Here is a 22,416-nt window from a genome sequence, read left to right on the forward strand (position 1 = left end):
GGCGCAACCAGCCGCGACATCGCCCGCCCGCCGACCCCGGCCGACCCCCGGATCAGCCCGCCGGGTCCTCCCGGACCGTCGGCACACCGGCCCCGGCCGTCACCCCCGCAGCGCCGCCCGCAGCGCGTCCTCGATCCCCGGGAACGCGAACGTGAACCCCGAGTCGAGCAGTCGGCGCGGCACCACCCGCTGGCTGCCGATCACGTCCTCCGCGAACCCGCCCAGCGCCAGCCGCAGCGCCGCGGCCGGCACCGGGAACGGCGTCGGCCGGTGCAGCACCCGCCCCATCGCGGCCGTCACCTCCCGGTTCGTCAGCGGCTCGGGACCGGTGAGGTTCACCGGCCCGGCGAGGGACTCCGTGTCGATGAGGTGCCGCAGCGCGGCGACGTGGTCGTGCAGCGAGATGAAGCTCCAGTACTGCCGCCCGTTGCCGAGCCGGCCGCCCAGCCCCGCCCGGAAGATCGGGAACAGCCGTCCCCATGCCCCGCCCTTGCGGGAGACCACCAGGCCCGTACGCGCGTGGACGGTACGGACCCCGGCCTCCTCCGCGGCGGCCGTCGCCCCCTCCCACTCCTGGCACAGGTCGGCGAGGAAGCCGCGTCCCGGCGGCGCGGTCTCGTCGGTGCGGCGGTCGCCGGTGTCGCCGTAGTAGCCGATCGCGCTGCCGCAGACGAGGACGGCCGGCGGCCGGTCGAGGGAGGCGACGGCGTCGGCGACGGCCGCGGTGCCGAGCACCCGGCTGTCGCGGAGCACCCGCTTGTAGCGCGCGGTCCAGCGCCGGTCGGCGATGCCGGCGCCGGCGAGGTGCACGACGGCGTCGCAGCCGCGGAGCCGCGCGGTGTCGACGTACCCCTTCTCCGGATCCCACCGCGCCTCGTCCGGCGCGGTCGCCTCCCGCCGCACCAGCCGCAGGACGTCGTGCCGGTCGGTCCGCAGGGAGCCGACGAGGGCGGAGCCGATGAGTCCGGAAGAGCCGGAGACCGCGATACGCATGTGCCCATCCTGCCCTCATGTGCCTCCCGCCGGCAGCTCGTGCCACAGTGAGCGCATGACTGACGCGCACGGCGGCGGGGCGGTCGGCGGCGAGCTGTGCATACGCCCCGCGAGCGCCGCCGACGGGGATCGGCTCCGCGACCTCGACGTGGCCACCTGGTCGCATCTGCACGCGGTGACCGCGCGGCCCAGCTCCGACGCCCCGTTCTTCGACGAGCGTCACCACCCCCGCGACTACCTCGTCGCCGAGCTGCCCGCGGCGGGCCCCGCGGGCCCCGCCCGCGTCGTCGGCTACATCTGCGTCGTCCCTCCGTCGTCGCTCGCGGTCAACGGGCACGTGCGCCAGATCCAGGGCCTCGTCGTCGCCCCCGAGGCCCGCGGGGCCGGCGTCGCGCGGGCGCTGCTGCGGGCGGGCGCGGAGCACGCCCGGGCGGCGGGGGCGCGGCGGCTGACGCTGCGCGTGCTCGGGCACAACGCGCCGGCGCGGCGGCTGTACGAGTCGGAGGGGTTCGCGGTGGAGGGGGTGCTGCCGGAGGAGTTCCTGCTGGACGGCAGGTACGTGGACGACGTGCTGATGGGGCGCACACTCCTCTGAAGCGCGCGCCCCCGCCAAGCCCGCGCACGCCCCGGCCTCCGACGCCTCAGTCCTCCCGGTACAGCGCCCACAGCTTCGGGAACCGCCGCGCCAGCACGCGTTCGTCCTCGAAGTCGATCGGCTCCCCCAGCGGCTCCTCGGGCCCCTCCGGCAGCTCCAGCTCCGGCAGCTTCAGCCCCGTCAGCCGCTCGTACGCCTCGTCCGCGACGTACGCCAGGTCCTCGGCCTCCCCGTCCGTCTCCTCGTCGAAGTCCTCCAGCAGGTCCGCGAGGTCGTCCGGCTCGTGCAGCGCGCCCTCGAAGACCGTCCGGCCCTGCCCGACGAGCCAGCCGCGGAAGGAGTCGAAGGCGTCGTCGCTGACCCCGTCGAGCAGCACCCACGCCGCGCCCCACAGGTCCATGCGGTACGCGCGGTTCATGCGCGACTCGACGTGGCAGGCGAAGTCGGTCACGGCGTCCGGGTCCAGACCGGTCAGCCGGTCGACGAGCAGGTCGGCCTGCTCCGCGGGGTCGCCTTCCGCGGCCTCGCGGGTGCTGTCGATCAGCTCCCAGAACTCCGACTCCTCCATCACGGGTCCAGCATCTGCCCTACGCCGCGCGCGCGCACGCGGAGCGGCGGGATCGGAACTCCCGGATCCCCTTTCGCAACCCGCCGGAAAACCAGACAGAAGATGTCCGGTTTCGCTGTCACGGTGTGCGCATGAGCGAAGAGCAGAACAGAAACAAGGTCGGAACCGCCGGAACCGCCGGAACCGCCGGGCCGCAGCCGCTGCGCGGAAAGGTCGCCCTGGTCGCGGGCGCCACGCGGGGCGCGGGCCGGGCCATCGCGGTGGGGCTGGGCGCCCTGGGGGCCACCGTGTACGCCACGGGCCGTACGACCCGGGAGCACGTCAGCGAGGTCGGCCGCACCACCGAGACCATCGAGGAGACCGGGGAGCTGGTCACCGCGGCCGGCGGCGAGGGCGTCGCGGTCCGCGTCGACCACCTCGAACCCGATCAGGTACGGGACCTGATCGCCCGCGTCGAGCGCGACCACGGCCGGCTCGACGTCCTGGTGAACGACGTGTGGGGCGGGGAACACCTCGTCGAGTTCGGCAAGAAGATGTGGGAGATCGACCTCGACCGCGGCCTGCGCATGCTGGAACTCGGGGTCAAGACCCACATCGTCACCAGCCACTGCGCGCTCCCGCTGCTGCTGCGCACCGGCGGCGGGCTGCTGGTCGAGATCACCGACGGCACGGCGGAGGCCAACAAGCCGTACCGCGAGATGTTCTTCTACGACCTGACCAAGAACGCCCCGATCCGGATGGCGTTCGGCCTCAGCCACGAGCTGAAGGACGCCGGCGCCACCGCCCTCTCCCTCACCCCGGGCTTCCTGCGCTCCGAGCAGATGCTCGACCACTTCGGGGTGACGGAGGAGAACTGGCGCGACGCGATCGCCAAGGAGCGGCACTTCGCGCTCTCCGAGACGCCCGCCCTCGTCGGCCGCGCGGTGGCGGCGCTGGCGGCCGACCCGGACAAGGCGCGGTGGAACGGCGCGTCGCTGTACAGCGGGCAGGTCGCCCAGGAGTACGGGTTCACGGACACCGACGGCACCGTGCCGGACAGTTGGCCGTACTTCCAGCGCGTCATGGCCGGCGAGGACCCCGGCGACCCGGAGAGCTACCGGCTCCGCCCGTAGGGCCCCGCCCGTACAGCTCCGCGCTGCGGGCCGCCGCCTCCGCGAACCGCGCGCGCAGTTCCGGCGGCCCGAGCAGCTCCGCGTCCGGGCCGAGGGCGAGGAGCTGGGTGTACGCGACGTCCGCGGACTCCACCCGCAGCCGGACGGCCGTCCAGCCCCGGTCGTCCGGCTCCCCGGCACCGGCCACGGCGTCCTCCGCGGCGAGCCGGTCCGTGACGTACGGCAGCCGCCGCAGGCCGCCGGGGGAGAGCCGCAGCGTCACCTCGTCCCGCAGGATCGACCGCGCGAACGCCTCGGCCCGCTCCGCCCAGAAGGCCGGCAGGTCGAAGTCCTCCGCCCGCTCGAAGCCGGCTTCGCCGGGCACGGGCCCGACCCGCTCGAAGCGCTCCACGCGGTAGACCCGGTACGCACCCCCCGCCCCCGGCAACCGCGCCACCAGGTACCAGACCCCCGCCTTCAGCACGAGCCCGTACGGCTCCACCTCCCGCTCCACCGCCGCCGCCCCCGGCTGCCGCCGGTACGTCACCGCCAGCGTCCGGTCCGTCCACACCGCCTCCGCGACCGCCGGCAGCAGCTCCGGCGCGTCCGGCTCCCGCCACCACCCCGGCGCGTCGAGGTGGAACCGCTGCGCCGCGCTGTCAGGGGCGCCGCGCAGCTCCGGCAGCAGCGCCGCCGACACCTTCAGCCGCGCCGCGGACGCCGCGTCCGCCAGCCCCATCTCCCGCAGCGCGCCCGGCACCCCGGACAGGAACAGCGCCTCCGCCTCGGTCCGCCCGAGCCCGGTGAGCCGGGTGCGGTAGCCGCCGACGAGCCGGTAGCCGCCGGTCCGCCCGCGGTCGGCGTAGACCGGCACGCCCGCCTCCGCGAGCGCCTGCACGTCGCGCGCGACGGTCCGCTCGGAGACCTCCAGCCGCTCCGCCAGCTCGGCGGCGGTCATCGCCGCGCGTGACTGGAGCAGCAGGACCAGGTGAATGAGGCGGGCGGCGCGCATGGTGGCCATCATGCAGCGCCTTGATAGCGTCCTTCGGTACTACACCAAGAACTAAGAGAGTCTCTTATGCCCAAAGAGCCTCGCGAGCGGTGGGGAAACCGGACCGGCTTCCTCTTCGCCGCGATCGGATCCGCGGTCGGCCTCGGCAACATCTGGCGCTTCCCGTACATCGCGTACGACAACGGCGGCGGCGCCTTCCTCGTGCCGTATCTGCTCGCTCTGCTGACGGCCGGGCTGCCGCTGCTGATCATGGAATACGTCATCGGCCGGCGCTACCGCTCCTCGCCGCCCGGCGCCTACCGGCAACTGTCCCGGCCCGCCCAGGCCATCGGCTGGTGGCAGGTGGCGATCTGCTTCGTCATCGCCGCCTACTACGCCGTCATCCTGGCGTGGGCGGTGCGCTACGTCGGCTTCTCGGTCAACGAGTCCTGGGGCGACGACCCGAACGCCTTCTTCGCCGAGGACTTCCTCAAGGCCGGCGAGCCGGGCACCTTCTCGGAGTTCGTCCCCGGCGTGATGTGGCCGCTGCTCGGCGTGTGGCTCGTCACCCTCGTCATCCTCTGGTTCGGCGTGCGGCGCGGCATCGAGTGGGCGAACCGGGTCTTCATCCCGGCGCTGCTGCTCTTCTTCGGCATCCTCGTGGTCCGCGCGGTCACGCTGGACGGAGCGGGCGAGGGCCTGGACGCGCTGTTCAAGCCGGACTGGGGGGCGCTGGGCGAGGGCAGCGTGTGGGTCGCCGCCTACGGGCAGATCTTCTTCTCGCTGTCCATCGGCTTCGGCATCATGATCACGTACGCCTCCTACCTGGGCCGCAAGTCGGACCTGTCCGGCTCCGCGCTCGTCGCCGGCTTCGCCAACAGCTCGTTCGAGATCCTCGCGGGCATCGGCGTGTTCTCCGTCCTCGGCTTCATGGCCGCCCAGCAGGGCATCGGCGTCAACGAACTGGCGACCTCCGGTGTCGGGCTGGCGTTCGTGGCGTTCCCGGCGATCATCTCCAGCATGCCGGGGGGCGCGTTCTTCGGCGTGATGTTCTTCCTGTCGCTGGTGGTCGCCGGCCTCACCTCGCTGGTGAGCATCGTGCAGGTGCAGGTCGCGGCGGTCGAGGACCGTACGGGCCTGTCCCGCAGGGCGGCCGTCCTGCTGGTCGGCGGCGTGCTGACCGTGGTGTCGGTGGTGGCGTTCGCCAACGACGGCGGGCTCACGCTGCTCGACGCCTCGGACCACTTCATCAACCAGTACGGCATCGTGCTGGCCGCCCTGGTGTCGGTCGTCGTGGTGGCCTGGGTGCTGCGCCGGCTGCCGCTGCTGCAGCGGGACGCGAACGCGACCTCCGCCGTGCGGCTGGGCCGCTGGTGGCAGTTCTTCCTCGGCATCGTCACGCCGCTGGTGCTGGGCTGGATGATGGTGGACAGCCTGCGCACGGAGTTCGACGAGAACTACGAGGGCTACCCCACGTCGTTCCTCGGCTGGGCCGGCTGGGGCGTCGCCGGCGGCGTCCTGGTCGTCGCCGTGCTGCTCTCGCTGATCCCGTGGCGGCACCACGGGGACATCGGCGGCCGGGCGCCGGAGGCGGAGCCCGTGGAAGATTCCGAGCCGGCGAAGGGGGGCAACTGATGTCGGCGAGCGCCATCGTCATGATGATCGTCGCGATCGTGATCGTCTGGGGCGGCCTGATCGCGGCGCTGCTCAAGCTGCGCAGCTTCCCGGACCAGCCGGACTAGACCGCCCGGCGGTCCCGTCCGCCGGCCGTGTACGGGCCCGCCCGCGCCCCCCGCGGGCGGGCCCGTACGCCGTGCGGGCGGGGCCCGTACGACGTTGCGGCTGCGGCGGGCTCAGGCGAGGCCGTACTTCGCCGCCGCCTCCGCGACCGTCTCCTTCTTCACCTCGCCGCGCCGCGCCAGCCGGTCCAGCACCGCCACCGCGACCGACTCCGCGTCGACCCCGAAGTGCCGGCGGGCCGCCTCGCGGGTGTCGGAGAGGCCGAAGCCGTCGGTGCCCAGCGAGGTGTACTCCTGCGGGACCCACTGCGCGATCTGGTCCGGCACCTGTCGCATCCAGTCGCTGACGGCGAGAACCGGGCCCGGTGCGCCTTCCAGAGCACGGGTGACGTAGGGGACCCGGTCCTCGCCGCGAAGCTGCGCCGCGTCACAGGACAGGGCGTCACGGCGCAGCTCGCTCCAGGAGGTGGCGGACCAGACGTCGGCCGCGACACCCCAGTCCTCGGCGAGCAGTCGCTGGGCGTCGAGCGCCCAGTGGATGGCGGTGCCGGAAGCCAGCACCTGGGCGCGCGGGGCGTCGGCGGCGGCCCCGGCGGGGAGTTCGGCGGTGCGGTAGCGGTAGAGGCCGCGGACGATGCCGTCCGCCACGCCCGCGGGCATGGGCGGCTGCACCTTCGGCTCGTTGTAGACGGTGAGGTAGTAGAAGACGTCCGGGTCCTCGCCGGGGGCGGCCTGCCCGTACATGCGGCGCAGCCCGTCCTTGACGATGACCGCCACCTCGTACGCGAACGCGGGGTCGTAGATCAGCGCCGCGGGGTTGGTGGCGGCCAGCAGCGGGGAGTGGCCGTCCGCGTGCTGCAGGCCCTCGCCGGTCATGGTGGTGCGCCCGGCGGTGGCGCCGACGACGAAGCCCCGTCCCAACTGGTCGGCGAGCGCCCAGAACTGGTCGCCGGTGCGCTGGAAGCCGAACATCGCGTAGAAGATGTAGAACGGGATCATCGGCTCGCCGTGCGTCGCGTACGACGTGGCCGCGGCCGTGAAGGACGCCAGCGAACCGGCCTCGGTGATGCCCTCGTTGAGGATCTGGCCGTCGGCCGCCTCCTTGTAGTACAGGAGCTGGTCGCGGTCGACCGGGTCGTAGTTCTGGCCGCGCGGGGAGTAGATCCCGGCGCTCGGGAAGAGGGACTCCATCCCGAACGTACGGGCCTCGTCCGGCACCACCGGCACCCAGCGCCGGCCGGTCTCCTTGTCCCGCATGAGGTCCTTGACCAGGCGTACGAACGCCATGGTCGTCGCGATCTCCTGGCTGCCAGAACCCTTTTCGAGCGCCTCGAACGGCTTGGCCGCGGGCTCCGGCAGCGCCACCGGCTGCACCCGCCGGGCCGGCGCGGGGCCGCCGAGCGCGGCGCGGCGCTCCTGGAGGTAGCGCACCTCGGGGGAGTCGGGGCCCGGGTGGGCGTACGGCACGAGGTCGCCGGTGAGCGCGCTGTCCGGGATGGGCAGCTCCAGCAGGTCCCGCATGTCGCGGAACTCCGCCATCGTGAGCTTCTTCATCTGGTGGTTGGCGTTGCGCGACTCGAAGCCCTTGCCGAGGCTGTAGCCCTTGACGGTCTGCGCCAGGATCACGGTCGGCGCGCCCTCGTGCGCGAGGGCGGCGCGGTACGCGGCGTAGACCTTGCGGGGCTCGTGGCCGCCGCGGGAGACGTGGAAGCACTCGAGGATCTTGTCGTCCGTGAGCAGCTTCGCCAGCTCGGCGAGCGCGGGCTCCGCGCCGAAGAAGTGCTCGCGTATGTACGCGACGTCGCGCGTGGCGTACGTCTGGAACTGCGCGTCAGGCACGGCTCGCAGCCGGCGGGCGAGCGCGCCGGTGGTGTCGAGCGCCAGCAGCTCGTCCCAGGCGGAGCCCCACAGCGACTTGACGACGTTCCAGCCGGCGCCGCGGAACTGCGCCTCCAGCTCCTGCACGACCTTGAAGTTGGCGCGTACGGGCCCGTCGAGGCGCTGGAGGTTGCAGTTGATGACGAAGGTGAGGTTGTCGAGCTGCTCGCGGGCGGCGAGGGCGAGCGCGGCGGTCGACTCGGGCTCGTCCATCTCGCCGTCGCCGAGGAAGGCCCACACGTGGCCGGCGGAGGTGTCCTTGATGCCGCGGTGGGTCAGGTACCGGTTGAACCGGGCCTGGTAGATCGCGGAGATCGGGCCGAGGCCCATGGAGACGGTCGGGAACTCCCACAGCCACGGCAGCCGCCGCGGGTGCGGATACGAGGGCAGCCCCTCGACGGCACCGGGGGAGCCGGGGGCGGCGGCTCGGGGTGCTTCCTGGCGGAACCGGTCGAGGTGGGCCTCGGAGAGCCGGCCGTCGAGGAAGGCGCGGGCGTAGATGCCGGGGGAGGCGTGGCCCTGGAGGTAGAGCTGGTCACCGGAGCCGGGGGCGCGGGGGTCGTCCTTGCCGCGGAAGAAGTGGTTGAAGCCGGTCTCGTACAGCCAGGCCGCGGAGGCGAAGGTGGCGATGTGCCCCCCGAGCCCGTACCGCGACCCGCGGGTCACCATGGCGGCGGCGTTCCACCGGTTCCACGCGGCGATCCGCCGCTCCAGCCCGGGGTCCCCGGGCGGCTCGGGCTCCGCGGCGGTGGGGACGGTGTTGACGTACGGCGTCTCCAGCAGCGCGGGAACGTCCAGACCGGCGTCACCGGCGTGCGCGACGGTGCTGCGGAGCAACTGCGCGGCCCGGTCGGGGCCGGCGTGCCGGGCCACCGCGTCCAGGGACTCGCGCCACTCGGCGGTCTCCTGGGGGTCGCGGTCCGGGAGCTGGTCGAGCTGACTCTGCATGGCAACTACCTCCTCGACCGCATGCTAAATCTCCGATCGATGATCGATCAAAGCTTCCCGGGCAAAATCAGCCCGGACGCCGAAAGTAGGCATGCCGTGCCACCTCCCCCTGCACGGAGTGCCTGCCGCAGGCCCGTCAGGACGACCCGGGGCCGGGGTGGGGGCGCCGGGGTGGCGACCCCCGGGTACCGGGGTGGTGCTCGGGGGCCGGGGCCTAGCCCCGGTGGGGGGCGGGGGCGACGCCCCCGTTACGCCGGGGCGCAGCCCAGGACGTGGGCTTTTACCAGGTCCGCGATCGCCGGGTCGCGGCGGCGGAAGGCCGCCACGATGTCCGCGTGCTCCTCCGCGTACGACTGCTGGCGCGTGCCCAGCCAGCGGATCGCCAGCGACGTGTAGATCTCGATGCCCAGCGACTCCCACGTGTGCAGCAGCACGCTGTTGCCCGAGGCCCTGACCAGCTCCCGGTGGAACGCCACCGTGTGCCTGACCTGCGCCCCGCCGTCGCCCTTCGCGTCCGCCTCCCGCAGCGCCGCCACGTGCGGCTCCAGCGCCGAGACGTCCGCCGCCAGCCGCGGCGCCGCCAGCTCCGCCGCGATCTGCTCGAGGCCGGCCCGTACCGGATAGATCTCCTCCAGGTCCGCCGCTGTCAGGTCGCGGACCCGTACGCCCTTGTTCGGCGCCGACTCGATCAGCCGCAGGCTCTCCAGCTCGCGCAGCGCCTCGCGCACCGGCGTCTGGCTGACCTCCAGCTCGACCGCGATGCGCCGTTCCACGATCCGCTCGCCCGGCTTCCACCGGCCGCTGACGACGCCCTCCACGATGTGCTCGCGGATCTGCTCGCGCAGCGACGGGTGGATGACGGAAGGGGGCATCGGCATCTCCTCGGGATCGCTCACGCGGACGCGCGGGGGTGCAGACGAGAATACGGCGCCCCCGCCCGGACCGTATCCGGACGGGGACGCCGCGGGGTGTACGTCGGGCGGGGCGCCGCCCGCTCAGTCGAAGGGATCGCCGTTGTACTGCGGCTTGCGCAGCCGGTCCGGGGTGAGGGGGCTCATGTCCGTCACGTCGCGCGGCGAGAGCTGGAAGCCCTGCCAGTGCACCGGCATCGGCGTCTGGTCCTCGTCGCGGGCGATGTGGTGGAAGCCCACGTTCACCCAGACGATCGGGTGCTTGAGCTGCTCGCCGTTGTTGGCGGCCACGATGTCCTTCGCGCAGTTCTGGTCGAACTCACGGTTGTGGTTCGGGAACTTCTCGCACTTCTTGTACTGCGTGAACCACACGTCCTTGCTCGTGAACTTGCGCCCCGTGTAGCGCGCGCTGTTGCTGTGCACCAGCTCCCAGGAGCGCGTGTGCCCGTCGCCGTTCTTCCCCGCCGTGCCGCTCACGCGCCACCAGCGGTGCTGGTCGGAGTTGCCCGCGGTCTCCTTGGTGACGTTCTTGCGGGTCGTCTCCTGCGCCGGGTAGCCCCCGGAGCCGGTGCCGGAGCGCTTCGTGTCGTACTGCTGGATCTTGGCCGGGCGGGAGCTGTCCGTCTGGAAGTCCAGCCGCCAGAAGACGTTGTGCTGGTGGCTGGTCGCGCGGTCGCGCGACTCCTTGCCGATCGGCCAGCCCTGCTTGTCGGAGGCGTCGAAGTCACCGGGGGAGAGGTTGCCGGTGGCGCCCTCCTTGGCGGTGATGGTGCCGTCGTCGGAGAAGTTCCACTGGGTGATGTAGTAGTAGTAACCCGCCGAGTGGATCGTGTAGACGACGAGGTCGTCGCCCTGCGCGCTGTCGTTGCGGCCGTTCTCCTCGCCGACGTCCATGCTGTTGCCGAAGTGCGCGAAGCCGCGCGGCTGCTGGGTGACGCAGACCGCGTCGTACGTCTCGCGGCCGACCTTGACCGGGCGGCGGGTGCCGCCGGGGCAGTCCTTCTCCTTCAGCGACACGGGTGCGGAGCCGAGGGCGATCTCGGTGACGTCGTAGTACTCGATGTCGCCGTCGTCGTAGGGCACGTGTATCTGGCCGAGGCGGGCGCTGTTGAGCACCGGGACGGCGTTGTTCGCGCCCTTCGGCTTGTACGAGATGTCTTCCAGGACCAGGCCCGCGTAGTCGTTGTTGCGGTAGCACATCTGCCACTCGGTGCCGTTGGGCAGCTTGTGCGTGATCCGGTACTCCTCGCTGCAGTCCGGCGCCGCCGCCTGCGGCGCGTGCGGCGTCGCGGCGCCGGCGGAGGGCAGCGCCGCCGGGGCGGCGGCCGGGAGCAGCAGGACGAGGGCGGCGACGGCGCCCCCGCGCCAGGTCGCGGGGCGGCGCCAGAAGGCGCCTGCCCGCCGGCCGTCGGCGGGCGCCTCCGGGCCGGCGTGCGAGCCGGCCTCCGGCGCGTCCGGCCCGTGGGTCGTGGCGTTACGCATGGTGCACCTTCCGCTCGCTCAGGTCGATGACGAAGTCGCGGGTGTCGATCCACGGGCCGTCCTTGACCCGGGTGAAGAGCCGCACGCAGCGGTGCTCCCCGCACTGCTCCAGGCCGCCGGAGTCGCCCGGCCGTGCCGTGTACGTCATCCCCTGGACCTGCAACTGCCGCGCGCCGGTGAGCTCTTCGCCGGTCGCCGCCTCGTAGTCCTGCCGCAGGCCGGCCCCGACGGGGCTGTCCACCAGCAGGTCGGCGGCGGCCTCCGCCTCCGGCGCGGCCGGCGGGGGCTGGGCGCCGGTGGACTCGACGGTGTCCACGACCTCGTCGCTGGTGAGGTTGACGCTCTTCTGGACGAGCGTGTCCCGCGCGTAGTCGTAGAAGTACACCTCGGCGATCCGGTCGTCGCCCCGGCTCACCGACGTGTCGGCGAGGTCGGTGTTGACGAGCTGCGGCACACCCTCGCGGCCCCGGACGCCCTCGCTCTCCGTACGCAGCGCCCGGTCCCCCGCGAGCGCCAGCTCCTCCGCGCGCCGCTCCTCGTCCGGCGTCAGCGGGTCGCTGCCCGAGCCGGTCTTCCCTTCCGGCAGCGGCGCGGTGCCCGGCCCCCCGGTGCCCGGTGTCCCCAGCGCGCCCGGCGCCGGCGAGGACGCGGACGTCCCCGGGTCCCCCTCCTGTCGGTCGTCGCCGGACGCGCCGAGCGGCACGGCCACGACGACGGCGGCCGCGGTGCCCGCGACGGCCGTCAACGCCCCCCACACGATGCGCTGTCGCATGCGGCGGCCTCCCCCCGATGTGCTCATGGGAAGTCCCTTCGTTTTGTTCGGTCTCGACCGATTAGATCGCTCGGACCGTTGTTCAGCACCCCGTTCCAGCCGTTCTGAACAATCGCGCGGGGGCGTCGGGCGGCGTCGGTGGCGCGGTTTATCGTGGGGGACGACCTGGGGGAGCAGGGGAACGAGGGGGTCCGCCCATGGGGCGGCGGGAGAAGCCCGTGGATCCGTCCGCGGGCCCGGTCCAGCGCTTCGCGTACGAGCTGCGCAAGCTGCGGGCCGAAGCAGGAGGACCGACCTACCGGCAGCTCGCCGCGCGCGGGCCGTACTCGGTGACGGCGCTGTCGCAGGCCGCCGCCGGCGACCGGCTGCCGTCGCTGCCGGTGGCGCTGGCGTACGCGGAGGGCTGCGGCGGCGATCCGGGCGAGTGGGAGTGGCGCTGGCGGCAGGCGGCGGCGGAGGAGGCGGAAGAGCCGCTGCAGCAGAGCGACGCGGCGCCGCCGTACCGCGGTCTCGCGCGCTTCGAACCGGGCGACCGCGACCGGTTCTTCGGCCGCGACCGGCTCACGGCGGACCTCGTGGAGCTGGTGAGCGCGCGCCGCTTCGCGGCCGTCTTCGGCCCGTCGGGCAGCGGGAAGTCGTCGCTGCTGCGCGCGGGGCTCGTACCGGCGCTGCAGGCGGGGGGCGTGCGGGGTGCGGCGGGGGAGGGGGACGGACGGGACCCCGGGGAGCCGGCAGCGGAGGCCGGCGAACGGGGAGCGGATGTCGGCGAACGGGGAGCGGACGCCGGCGGGCCGGGAGCGGATCCGGGGGAGCCGAGTGCGGAGCCGGTCTGCCCGCCGCCCGCCGCGCTGCGCATCCTCACGCCCGGCGAGCACCCCCTGCGCACGCACGCCGACGTGCTCGACGCGGCCTCCGCCGAGGGCGACACGTACCTCCTCGTCGACCAGTTCGAGGAGGTCTTCACCCTCTGCCAGGACCCCGAGGAGCGCGCCGCCTTCGTCGACCGCCTCGTCGCCGCCCGCGACCCCGCGCGCCGCCTGCGGGTGGTCATCGCCGTCCGCGCCGACTTCTACGGCCGCTGCGCCGAACACCGCGCGCTGACCGAGGCGCTGCGCGACGCCCAGTTGCTCGTCGGCCCCATGTCGCCGGCGGAGCTGCGCGAGGCGGTGGTCAAGCCCGCGGCGGCGGAGGGCCTGATCGTGGAGCGGGCGCTGACGGCGCGCATCCTCAAGGACGTCGACGGCGAGCCGGGCGCGCTGCCGCTGATGTCGCACGTCCTGCTGGAGACCTGGCACCGGCGGCGGGGCCGCGCGCTGACGGAGGAGGCGTACGAGGCGGCGGGAGGCGTCCGCGGCGCGATCGCCGGCACGGCGGAGCGGGTCTACGGCGAACTGACGCCGGACCGGCAACAGGCCGCCCGCCGCGCACTGCTCCGCCTGGTCTCGCCGGGCGAGGGCTCCCAGGACACCCGCCGTCCGGCACCGCGGGCGGAGCTGGCGGAGATCACATCGGGGAGGCCGGCCGCAGATGGCGCGGGCGCGGGGAATCCCTCCCACAACCCGCCCTCCGGCTCCGCCGACGTCGGGCACGTGCTCGAACGGCTCGTCGAGGCCCGGCTGCTGACCCTCGACGACGACGTCGTCGACCTCGCCCACGAGGCCCTCCTCACCGCCTGGCCGCGGCTGCACGGCTGGATCGAGGAGGACCGCGAGCGCATGCGCGCGCTGCGGCGGCTCACCGAGGCCGCGCACGGCTGGGAGGAGCTGGACCGCGATCCCGGGGCCCTCTACCGGGGGAGCCGGCTCGCCCAGGCCGAGGAGTTGTTCGCCGGCAGGCCGCAGGAGCTGACCGGCCGCGAGGCCGCGTTCCTCGCCGCCAGCACCGCCGCCCGCGGCCGGGAGCGGCGGCGCTTTCGCGGGCTGCTCACCACGCTCGTGGCCCTGCTCGTGCTCGCCCTGGTCGCCGGTTCCTTCGCCTGGCAGCAGGACCGCGCCGCCGACGCCGAGCACCGCCGCGCCGAGGCCCGCCGCGTCGCGGCCGTCGCCGGAAGCCTGCGGTTCACCGATCCCGTACGGGCCATGCAGCTCAGCGTCGCCGCCTGGCGGCTCGCCGACACCCCGGAGACCCGCGGCGCCCTGCTCGGCGCGCTGCACCAGCGCGAGTCCGACTCGTTCGCCCTCCCGCAGTCCGGCGAGCCCCGCGCGCAGCGCTTCCTCGACGCCGACGGCCGCACGGTCACCAGCGTCGGCAGGGACCGCGTCGAGCGCTGGGACGTCGCCACCCACCGCCGGCTCGACTCCGGTCCCGGCCTCGGCCACCCGGCCGACGAGTCCGACTTCCAGCTCTCCCCCGACGGCCGCACCCTCGCGGTCGCGCAGGGGGACGGCGGCGTGCGGCTGCGCCCGGGCGGCGGTGACATACCGGGCACCACCGGCTGGTTCGGCCCCAGCGGCCGGACGTACCTGTCGCACACCTGGTCCTTCGACGGCGAGCGGACGCACCTCGCGCTCTACGACGTACGCACCCGCGAGAAGCTCTTCTCCTACGAGACGGGCACCGGGGACACCGGCTGGTTCAGCAGCGTCAGCCCCGACGACCGCCTCGTCGTCGTGTGCCCGTCCAGCGGCCCGCCCGAGGTGTGGCGCACGGGCGAGCGGCAGCGCATGCTGCGCGCGTACCCCGAGGCCCGCGACGCCTGCGGCGGCGACACGACGGCGCTGGAGTTCACGCCCGACAGCCGCGGGATCGTCGTCATGAACGACTCCGGCTTCCGCGTGCTGGACGTGGCGACCGGCCGGAAGCGGCTGGAGGTGGAGCGCGAGGGGCTGTCGGAGATCCAGTTCAGCCGCGACGGCTCGCTGGTCGCCGCCGTGGGCCCGGACGAGCTGATCGTCTGGCGCACGGCCGACGTCTCGGCGCCGGTGCTGCGCCACCCGCTGGTCAGCGAGTACGCCACGGAGCTGCGCGTGACGCCGGGCAACGGGGAGCTGCGGTACCTCAGCGGGCTGTCCGGGCACGTCGTCCGCACCGTGCGGCTGGACGGCATCGCCGGCCCCGGCTGGCACGAGCGGCGGCTGGAGGGCGCGGTGTTCAGCCCGGACGGCGGCAAGCTGGTCACCGCCCGCCGCTCGGGGGCGCGCGGCGTGTTCGAGGTGCGCGACATGCGCGGCGGCCGGACGCCGCAGGCGCCGCCGCCGCTGCCGTGCCGGGTGCCGCGGGGGCTGGATCCCGTCGCCGACTTCTGCATTCCGCTGATGGCGTTCAGCCCCGACGGCCGGCGGCTGGCGTACGCGCTGCCGAGCGTCATGGGCGACGAGCCGGAGCGCGTGCGGGTGTGGGACACCCGGACCGGGCGGATGGTGCGGACCATGGACGTCACCCCGGACCCGTCGCGGGTCAACCCGCTGAACAGCCTCGCCTTCGGGGCGGGCGGCAAGCTGATCCTCTCGCGCATACCCGACCGGGAGTCCCTGGAGGTGTGGGACGTCGCGCGCGGCGAGCGCGTGCGCCGGCTGCGCGACACCGGCGGCGACCCGCTGGCCCTGCACCCCGCCGGCAGGCTGCTGGCCACCGGCGACGACCAGCTCGTCGCGCTGCGCGGCGGCCGGGTCACGCCGCGCCCGCTGGCGCAGGACGGCGTGCGCTCCGTGGAGTTCAGCCCGGACGGCCGCTTCCTCGCCGCGGGCGACGACTCCGGCCGGGTCACGCTGTGGGACGGCGAGGGCCGGCGCCGCCTCGGGGTCCTGCCCGGTACGTACCGGGGGATGCAGACGGGCGCCGCGGAACCGGCGACGGCGCTGGCGTTCTCGCCGGACGGCCGCACGCTGGCGGTCGCGGGGCACTCGGGGACGCTGCGGCTGTGGGACACCGCGTCGAACCAGTCGCTGGGCGGCAGTCTGCCCACGGCCGGCGACGAACTGCTGGCGGTGTCCTTCAGCCCCGACGGCAGCGAGGTCTACGCGGTCGGCCGGCACACCTCGCCACGCGCGTACCCGGCGGATCCGGAGCGGGCGCGGCAGGCGGTGTGCGCCCGCGCGGGCGGGGGTCTGTCGCGCGCGGACTGGGAGGCGTACCTGCCGGGAACGGCGTACCGGGACACCTGCTGAGCGGGCCCGGCCCGAAACGCCGCCGCGCCCCCGCCCGAGCTGCTGCTCGGCGCGGGGGCGCGGCCGGGTCGTACGGCTAGCGGACCGCTCGCCTCACAGGCCGATCTCGCTCTCGAACTCGCCCGCCTCCAGCAGGCCCTTGACCGCCCCCAGGTAGCGGGCGGCGTCGGCGCCGTCCACCAGGCGGTGGTCGTAGGAGAGCGTCAGATACGTCATGTGCCGCACGGCGATCGTCTCGCCCAGGTCCGGGTGGTCGACGACCTGCGGGCGCTTGACGGTGGCGCCGAGGCCCAGGATGGCGACCTGGTTCGGCGGCACGATGATCGTGTCGAACAGGGCGCCGCGCGAGCCGGTGTTGCTGATGGTGAAGGTCGCGCCCGACACCTCGTCCGGGGTGATCTTGTTGTTGCGGACCTTGTCCGCCAGCTCCGCCGTCTTCCTGGCGATGCCCGCGATGTTGAGGTCGCCCGCGCCCTTGATGACCGGGGTCATCAGGCCCTTCTCCGTGTCCACCGCGATACCGACGTTCTCGGTGTCGAAGTAGCTGATCGTGCCCTCGTCCTCGTTGATACGGGCGTTGACGACCGGGTGTGCCTTCAGCGCCTGGACGGCGGCCTTGACGAAGAACGGCATCGGCGAGAGCTTCACGCCCTCGCGCTGCGCGAACGCGTCCTTGGCCCGTGCCCGCATCCGCATGATGCGGGTGACGTCCACCTCGACCACGGTGGACAACTGGGCCTGGTCGTGCAGGGCGCGCATCATGTTGTCGCCGATGAGCTTGCGGATGCGCGGCATCTTCACGGTCTGGCCGCGCAGTGGCGACGCCTCCAGCACGGGCGCCGCGGGCCGGCCCGCCGACGGCGCCGCGGGGGCGGCGGCCGGGGCGGAGGCGGCGGCGCGGGCGGCCTGCTCGGCGGCGGCGACGACGTCCTGCTTGCGGATACGGCCGCCGACGCCGGAGCCCTTCACGGTGGTCAGGTCGACGCCGGACTCGGCGGCGAGCTTGCGCACCAGGGGGGTGACGTACGCGCCCTCGGCGGCGGGCGCCGTCGGGGCGGGCGCCGGAGCCGCGGCGGCGGGAGCCGGAGCGGCCGGGGCGGGACGGGCCGGCTGCGCCGGCGGGGCGGGCTGTGCCGGAGCCGGGGCAGGAGCCGGAGCGGCGGGCGCGGCGGCCGGGGCGGGCGCCGCTGCCGCCGGCTGCTGGGCCGGCGCGGCCGGGGCCGCCTCCTGCGGAGCGGCCGGGGCGGGCGCCGCGGCCGCCGCCGGGGCGGCGGCGCCGCTGCCGATGACCGCCAGCTTGGCGCCGACCTCCGCCGTCTCGTCCTCCTGGACCACGATCTCCAGCAGCGTGCCGGACGCCGGGGAGGGGATCTCGGTGTCGACCTTGTCGGTGGAGATCTCCAGCAGCGGCTCGTCGGCCTCGACCTGCTCGCCGACCTGCTTCAGCCAGCGGGTCACCGTGCCTTCGGTGACCGACTCGCCCAGCTCGGGCAGCGTGACGTCGGTGCCCTGGGCGCCGCCCGCGGCCTGCGCGGGGGCGGGCTGCTGGGGCGCGGGCGCGGCCTCCGCCGGAGCCTGCGCGGGCGCCGGTGCCTGGGCGGGCTCCGGCGCCGGTGCGGCGGCCGGCGCGGGCGCCGGTGCCTCGGCCTGCTCGGCGGCCGGCGCGGGTGCCGCCGCGGCGCCGCCGGTGCCGTCGTCGATCACGGCCAGCTCGGCGCCGATCTCGACGGTCTCGTCCTCGGCCACCTTGATGGAGGACAGCACTCCGGCGGCGGGGGAGGGGATCTCGGTGTCGACCTTGTCGGTGGAGACCTCAAGCAACGGCTCGTCGGCCTCGACACGCTCGCCCTCGGCCTTGAGCCAGCGCGTGACGGTGCCCTCGGTGACGCTCTCGCCGAGCGCCGGCAGGGTTACGGAAACCGCCATGGTTTCGGTTGCTCCTCACGTTCTTTGCGGTTGGTGGGCGTGTCCGTCGCTCAGTCGTGAGCGTGGAGCGGCTTGCCGGCCAGCGCCAGGTGGGCTTCGCCGAGTGCCTCGTTCTGCGTCGGGTGCGCGTGGATGAGCTGGGCCACCTCGGCCGGCAGCGCCTCCCAGTTGTAGATGAGCTGCGCCTCACCGACCTGCTCGCCCATGCGGTCGCCGATCATGTGCACGCCGACCACGGGGCCGTCCTTCACCTGGACGAGCTTGATCTCGCCCGTGGTCTTGAGGATCTTGCTCCGGCCGTTGCCCGCCAGGTTGTACTTCAGCGCCACAACCTTGTCGGCACCGTAGATCTCCTTCGCCTTCGCCTCCGTCACGCCGACGGACGCGACCTCCGGGTGGCAGTACGTCACCCGCGGCACGCCGTCGTAGTCGATCGGCACCACGTCGAGGCCGGCCAGTCGCTCCGCGACCAGGATGCCCTCGGCGAAGCCGACGTGCGCGAGCTGGAGGACCGGGGTCAGGTCGCCGACGGCGGAGATCGTGGGCACGTTCGTGCGCTTGTACTCGTCCGTCAGGACGAACCCGCGCTCCATGGCCACGCCCTGCTCCTCGTAGCCAAGGCCCTCCGAGACCGGGCCGCGGCCCACCGCGACCAGCAGGATCTCCGCCTCGAACTCCTTGCCGTCGGCGAGGGTGACCTTGACGCCGTCGGCGGTGTACTCCGCCTTCTCGAAGAAGGTGCCCAGGTTGAACCCGATGCCGCGCTTGCGGAAGGCGCGCTCCAGCAGCTTGGAGCTGTTCTCGTCCTCCGCGGGGACCAGGTGCTTCAGGCCCTCGATGATCGTCACGTCGGTGCCGAAGGACTTCCACGCGGAGGCGAACTCCACGCCGATGACGCCGCCGCCCAGCACGATCGCCGACTTCGGCACCCGGTCGAGGACCAGCGCCTGCTCCGAGGCGATGATGCGGTCGCCGTCGATCTCCAGGCCCGGCAGCGACTTCGAGTACGAGCCGGTGGCGAGCAGCACGTGCCGCCCGGTGTACCGCCGGCCGTTCACGTCCACCGACGTCGGCGAGGACAGCCGGCCCTCGCCCTCCACAACGGTGACCTTGCGGGAGGCGATCAGTCCTTGCAGGCCCTTGTAGAGGCCGGCGACCACGCCGTCCTTGTACTTGTGCACGCCGGCCATGTCGATGCCGTCGAGCGTGGTGTTCACTCCGAAGGATGCGCCTTCGCGCGCCTGGTCGGCGAGCTCCCCGGCGTGCAGCAGCGCCTTCGTCGGGATGCATCCGCGGTGCAGGCAGGTGCCGCCCACCTTGTCCTTCTCGATCAGGGCGACGTCGAGACCAAGCTGAGCGCCTCGCAGGGCGGCGGCATAGCCACCGCTGCCGCCTCCGAGGATCACCAGGTCGAAAACGGTGCTGGCGTCGTTCGCCACGTCACGTCCTCCATGCATGTGCGCCGGTGGCCGGCCATGGTGCGGCCGGGCGGCGGCTCCTTGTCGGCCGCTCTACTACTGAGGCCCTGTCCTGCCATCAGCCATCTTCGCACTTGTCGTCGGAAGGCGGGGACGCGGGCCGCACCCCGCCGGCCGGGAGACCCGTCGCCGGCGGGCTGCGGTGCACGTCAGACCAGGTCCCCGTGGGCCGCCTCCTCGGCGATGGCGACCAGCGTGCGCACCGCCGAGCCGGTGCCGCCCTTGGGTGTGTAGCCGAACGGGCCGGCGGTGTTGAAGGCGGGGCCCGCGATGTCCAGGTGCGCCCACGTGATGCCGTCGCCGACGAACTCCTCCAGGAAGAGCCCGGCCACCAGCCCGCCGCCCATCCGCTCGCCCATGTTCGCGATGTCGGCGATCGGCGACTCCATGCCCTTCTTCAGCTCCGGCGGCATCGGCATGGGCCAGGACTGCTCGCCCGCCGCCTCGGCGAGCATGTGGATCCGGGTCCGGAAGGCGTCGTCGTTGGCCATGATCCCGAAGGTGCGGTTGCCCAGGGCCAGCACCATGGCGCCCGTGAGGGTCGCCACGTCGATCATGTAGTCGGGCTTCTCCTCCGAGGCCCTCGTCAGCGCGTCGGCGAGGACGAGCCGGCCCTCGGCGTCGGTGTTCAGCACCTCGACGGTCTTGCCGCTGTACATCCGCAGCACGTCGCCGGGGCGGGTGGCGGAGCCGGACGGCATGTTCTCGGCGAGCGCCAGCCAGCCGGTGACGTTCACCGGCAGCTCCAGCCGGGCGGCGGCGGAGACGGCGGAGAGCACGGCCGCGGCGCCGCTCATGTCGCACTTCATCGTCTCGTTGTGGCCGGCGGGCTTGAGCGAGATGCCGCCCGAGTCGTACGTGATGCCTTTGCCGACCAGCGCGATCGTCTGCTCCGCCTTCGGGTGCCGGTGCTCCAGCCGGACCAGCCGCGGCGGGGTCTGCGAGCCCTGGCCGACGCCGAGGAGGCCGCCGTACCCGCCCTTGGCGAGCGCCTTCTCGTCCGTCACCGCGACCTTGAAGCCGTGCTCCTTGCCGGCCTGCTGGGCGAGCGCGGCGAAGCCGGTGGGGTCGAGGTCGTTGGAGGGGGTGTTGACCAGGTCCCGGGCCCGGTTGACCTCCTCGGCGAGCACGGCGGCGCGCTCGACGGCGGTGCGGTGGGCCTTGTCGCGCTTGCCGCCGAGGAGGGCGATCTCGGCGAGCGGGGCCTTCACGCCGTTGCCGTTCGCCTTGCCCTTGGCGCCCTTGCCGTTCTTCGCGCCCTTGGCCTCCTTGGCGTCGTCGGCAGCGGTGTCCGCGCGGCCGTCGCGGTAGGTGTGGAAGGCGTACGCGCCGAGCAGCGCGCCTTCCGCCACGGCGGCGGTGTCGTCGGCGACGTCCATCGGCAGCGCGAACGCGGCCTTCTTCACGCCGGCCAGCGCGCGGGCGGCGCCGCCCGCCGCGCGGCGCAGGGTCTCCGTGTCGTAGCCGACCCCCTTCTCGGGCACGGCGCCGAGGCCGACGGCGACGACGAGGGACGCCTTGAGGCCCTCGGGCGCGGGCAGCTTCGTGACCTCGCCCTCGCCGCCGGACGCCCCGAGGGCGTCCAGTACGGCGCCCAGCTTCCCGCCGTACGCCTCGTCGACCGCCTCCGCGCCGGGGGCCGGCACGGGACCCTTGGGGCCCTTGGCCACACCCACGACGACGGCGTCCGCGCGCAGACCCGCGGCGGACGAGGAACTGAGAGTGAGAGCAGTCACGGTGGTGGCAATCCATTCTCGGGTGAGGGTTTCGGAGGGGTACGCCGCATCGTATGCGGTAGGCCGCCCGCCGGGGGCGGGGGGTTGACGGCGGGTTTCCCCGCGTACGGGCAGGTGGCGGGGACCCGCCGCGGGGCGCCGCGGGTGCCGCGGCCCGTCGCCGGTCTCGCGGAGTCCACCCTCCGGGGGGTGGTTCCCCGCACGGTGCGGGGGTGCGGGTGGGCGGTGCCGCCGGTCGCCGGTGCGTGCGACCGCGGGGCGGCGGGCGGCCGATCCCGACAAACCAGCGAGGGGTGAGTGCCGGGTCCCCCGCGGGGAGCGCTGCGCGCGTGGGGGACGCGGGGCCGCGGACGGGCGACAGGTGCTAGGCGGGGCCCAGGACGGCGGCGAGCAGGGCGGCGGTCGCGGCGGTCTCGGCCAGCGCGCCGAAGACGTCGCCGGTGACCCCGCCGAGACGGCGGACGCAGTGGAGCCGCAGCAGCTCGGCGGCGGCCAGCGCGGCGGCGACCGCGAGCGCGGTGTGCAGCGCGGCGTACGGGCCGGCCAGGAGCCCGGCCGCCGCGGCGAGGACGGCGGTGGCCAGCGCCGCGCAGGCGACGGCCGTACGGGCGGACAGCACCCCCGCCACCGCGGCGCCCAGGCCCTCCGGGCGGGCCGGCGGGACGCCGGTGCGGGCGGCGAGGGCGAGGGCCGCGCGGGCGGCGACGGCGGCGGCGGTGACGGCGAGCGCGGCGCGGGCCCGGGAGCCGTCGTCGTACAGCTCGTACACCGCGGCGATCTGCCCGAGCAGCACCAGCAGCAGCGTGATCACGCCGAACGGGCCGATGTCGGAGCGCCGCATGACCGCCAGCGCCCCGGCGGCGGGCCGCCCGCTGCCCAGCCCGTCGGCGGTGTCGGCGAGCCCGTCGAGGTGCAGCCCGCGGGTCAGCACGGCGGGCACGGCGACCGTCCCCACGGCGGCGACCCCCGCCCCGCCCCCGGCGAGCAGCAGCAGCACGCCGGCCCCGGCGGCGAGCCCGCCGAGCACGAGCCCGACGACGGGCGCGGCGAGCATCCCCCCGCGGGCGGCACCGCGGTCCCAGCGGTGCACGCGCACGGGCAGGACGGTGAGGGTGCCGAAGGCGAACCGCAGCGCGGCACGGAGTCCGGCGGAGCCGGAGGACGCCACGGGGCCGGACGACCCCGCGGGGCCGGCCGGGTCC

The 22,416-nt window shown here is 74.3% G+C and carries 16 protein-coding genes; 5 read left to right on the forward strand and 11 right to left on the reverse strand.

Features of this window, described 5'->3' with window-relative positions:
- Positions 1-99: 99 nt before the first annotated feature.
- Complete coding sequence (locus tag O7599_RS30335) at positions 100-993, reverse strand: TIGR01777 family oxidoreductase (protein ID WP_281618795.1); 894 nt, start codon at positions 991-993, stop codon at positions 100-102.
- A gap of 55 nt (positions 994-1,048) precedes the next feature.
- On the opposite strand from O7599_RS30335, the gene O7599_RS30340 reads away from it, so the two are divergent.
- The gene (locus tag O7599_RS30340) at positions 1,049-1,588 is read left to right on the forward strand and encodes an N-acetyltransferase (RefSeq protein WP_281618796.1); all 540 of its coding nucleotides are present in this window, start codon (positions 1,049-1,051) and stop codon (positions 1,586-1,588) included.
- Positions 1,589-1,634: 46 nt separating this feature from the next.
- Here O7599_RS30340 and O7599_RS30345 read toward each other — a convergent pair whose 3' ends face one another.
- A complete protein-coding gene (locus O7599_RS30345; protein ID WP_281623579.1) occupies positions 1,635-2,156 on the reverse strand; it encodes a DUF4240 domain-containing protein in 522 nt (173 codons plus the stop codon).
- A gap of 131 nt (positions 2,157-2,287) precedes the next feature.
- On the opposite strand from O7599_RS30345, the gene O7599_RS30350 reads away from it, so the two are divergent.
- Complete coding sequence (locus tag O7599_RS30350) at positions 2,288-3,268, forward strand: SDR family oxidoreductase (RefSeq protein WP_281618797.1); 981 nt, start codon at positions 2,288-2,290, stop codon at positions 3,266-3,268.
- Here the strand turns inward: O7599_RS30350 and O7599_RS30355 are convergent.
- Positions 3,216-4,259, reverse strand: coding sequence for a WYL domain-containing protein (locus O7599_RS30355; protein WP_281623580.1), 1,044 nt, complete (start codon positions 4,257-4,259; stop codon positions 3,216-3,218). The genes O7599_RS30350 and O7599_RS30355 overlap by 53 nt on opposite strands.
- 66 nt (positions 4,260-4,325) lie before the next feature.
- Here O7599_RS30355 and O7599_RS30360 point away from each other — a divergent pair, with 66 nt between their 5' ends.
- Positions 4,326-5,873, forward strand: a complete 1,548-nt coding sequence (locus tag O7599_RS30360) for a sodium-dependent transporter (RefSeq protein ID WP_281618798.1) — start codon at positions 4,326-4,328, stop codon at positions 5,871-5,873.
- Positions 5,873-5,980, forward strand: coding sequence for a methionine/alanine import family NSS transporter small subunit (locus O7599_RS30365; RefSeq protein WP_281618799.1), 108 nt, complete (start codon positions 5,873-5,875; stop codon positions 5,978-5,980). The genes O7599_RS30360 and O7599_RS30365 overlap by 1 nt, the downstream gene beginning before the upstream one ends.
- 111 nt (positions 5,981-6,091) lie before the next feature.
- Here O7599_RS30365 and aceE read toward each other — a convergent pair whose 3' ends face one another.
- From aceE to O7599_RS30385, 4 genes are all read right to left on the reverse strand, one after another.
- Positions 6,092-8,803 carry a pyruvate dehydrogenase (acetyl-transferring), homodimeric type gene (gene aceE / locus O7599_RS30370; protein ID WP_281618800.1) on the reverse strand — a complete coding sequence of 904 codons (2,712 nt, stop codon included), beginning with the start codon at positions 8,801-8,803 and terminating at the stop codon, positions 6,092-6,094.
- Between the two features lie 248 nt (positions 8,804-9,051).
- Entirely contained in the window at positions 9,052-9,675 is a 624-nt protein-coding gene (locus O7599_RS30375) for a GntR family transcriptional regulator (protein WP_281618801.1), read from the reverse strand.
- 123 nt (positions 9,676-9,798) lie between these two features.
- On the reverse strand, positions 9,799-11,196 hold the full coding sequence (locus O7599_RS30380; protein WP_281618802.1) for a copper amine oxidase: 1,398 nt from the start codon (positions 11,194-11,196) through the stop codon (positions 9,799-9,801).
- Entirely contained in the window at positions 11,189-11,968 is a 780-nt protein-coding gene (locus O7599_RS30385; protein ID WP_281618803.1) for a hypothetical protein, read from the reverse strand. Before O7599_RS30385 ends, O7599_RS30380 begins: the two co-directional genes overlap by 8 nt.
- Positions 11,969-12,165: 197 nt before the next feature.
- On the opposite strand from O7599_RS30385, the gene O7599_RS30390 reads away from it, so the two are divergent.
- Positions 12,166-16,074: a DNA-binding protein gene (locus tag O7599_RS30390; protein WP_281618804.1), complete on the forward strand. Its 3,909-nt coding sequence runs from the start codon at positions 12,166-12,168 to the stop codon at positions 16,072-16,074.
- A gap of 93 nt (positions 16,075-16,167) precedes the next feature.
- On the opposite strand, the gene sucB is transcribed toward O7599_RS30390, so the two are convergent.
- The 4 genes from sucB to O7599_RS30410 all read right to left on the reverse strand — a co-directional run bounded on the left by sucB (position 16,168) and on the right by O7599_RS30410 (position 22,382).
- Positions 16,168-18,000, reverse strand: a complete 1,833-nt coding sequence (gene sucB / locus O7599_RS30395; RefSeq protein ID WP_281618805.1) for a 2-oxoglutarate dehydrogenase, E2 component, dihydrolipoamide succinyltransferase — start codon at positions 17,998-18,000, stop codon at positions 16,168-16,170.
- Between the two features lie 50 nt (positions 18,001-18,050).
- The gene (lpdA, locus tag O7599_RS30400; protein ID WP_281618806.1) at positions 18,051-19,439 is read right to left on the reverse strand and encodes a dihydrolipoyl dehydrogenase; all 1,389 of its coding nucleotides are present in this window, start codon (positions 19,437-19,439) and stop codon (positions 18,051-18,053) included.
- Positions 19,440-19,627: 188 nt separating this feature from the next.
- Positions 19,628-21,214, reverse strand: a complete 1,587-nt coding sequence (locus O7599_RS30405; protein ID WP_281618807.1) for a leucyl aminopeptidase — start codon at positions 21,212-21,214, stop codon at positions 19,628-19,630.
- 364 nt (positions 21,215-21,578) lie between these two features.
- Positions 21,579-22,382 carry an adenosylcobinamide-GDP ribazoletransferase gene (locus tag O7599_RS30410; protein WP_281618808.1) on the reverse strand — a complete coding sequence of 268 codons (804 nt, stop codon included), beginning with the start codon at positions 22,380-22,382 and terminating at the stop codon, positions 21,579-21,581.
- Positions 22,383-22,416 lie beyond the last annotated feature (34 nt).

This window comes from Streptomyces sp. WMMC500, assembly GCF_027497195.1.
GTDB lineage: Bacteria > Actinomycetota > Actinomycetes > Streptomycetales > Streptomycetaceae > Streptomyces.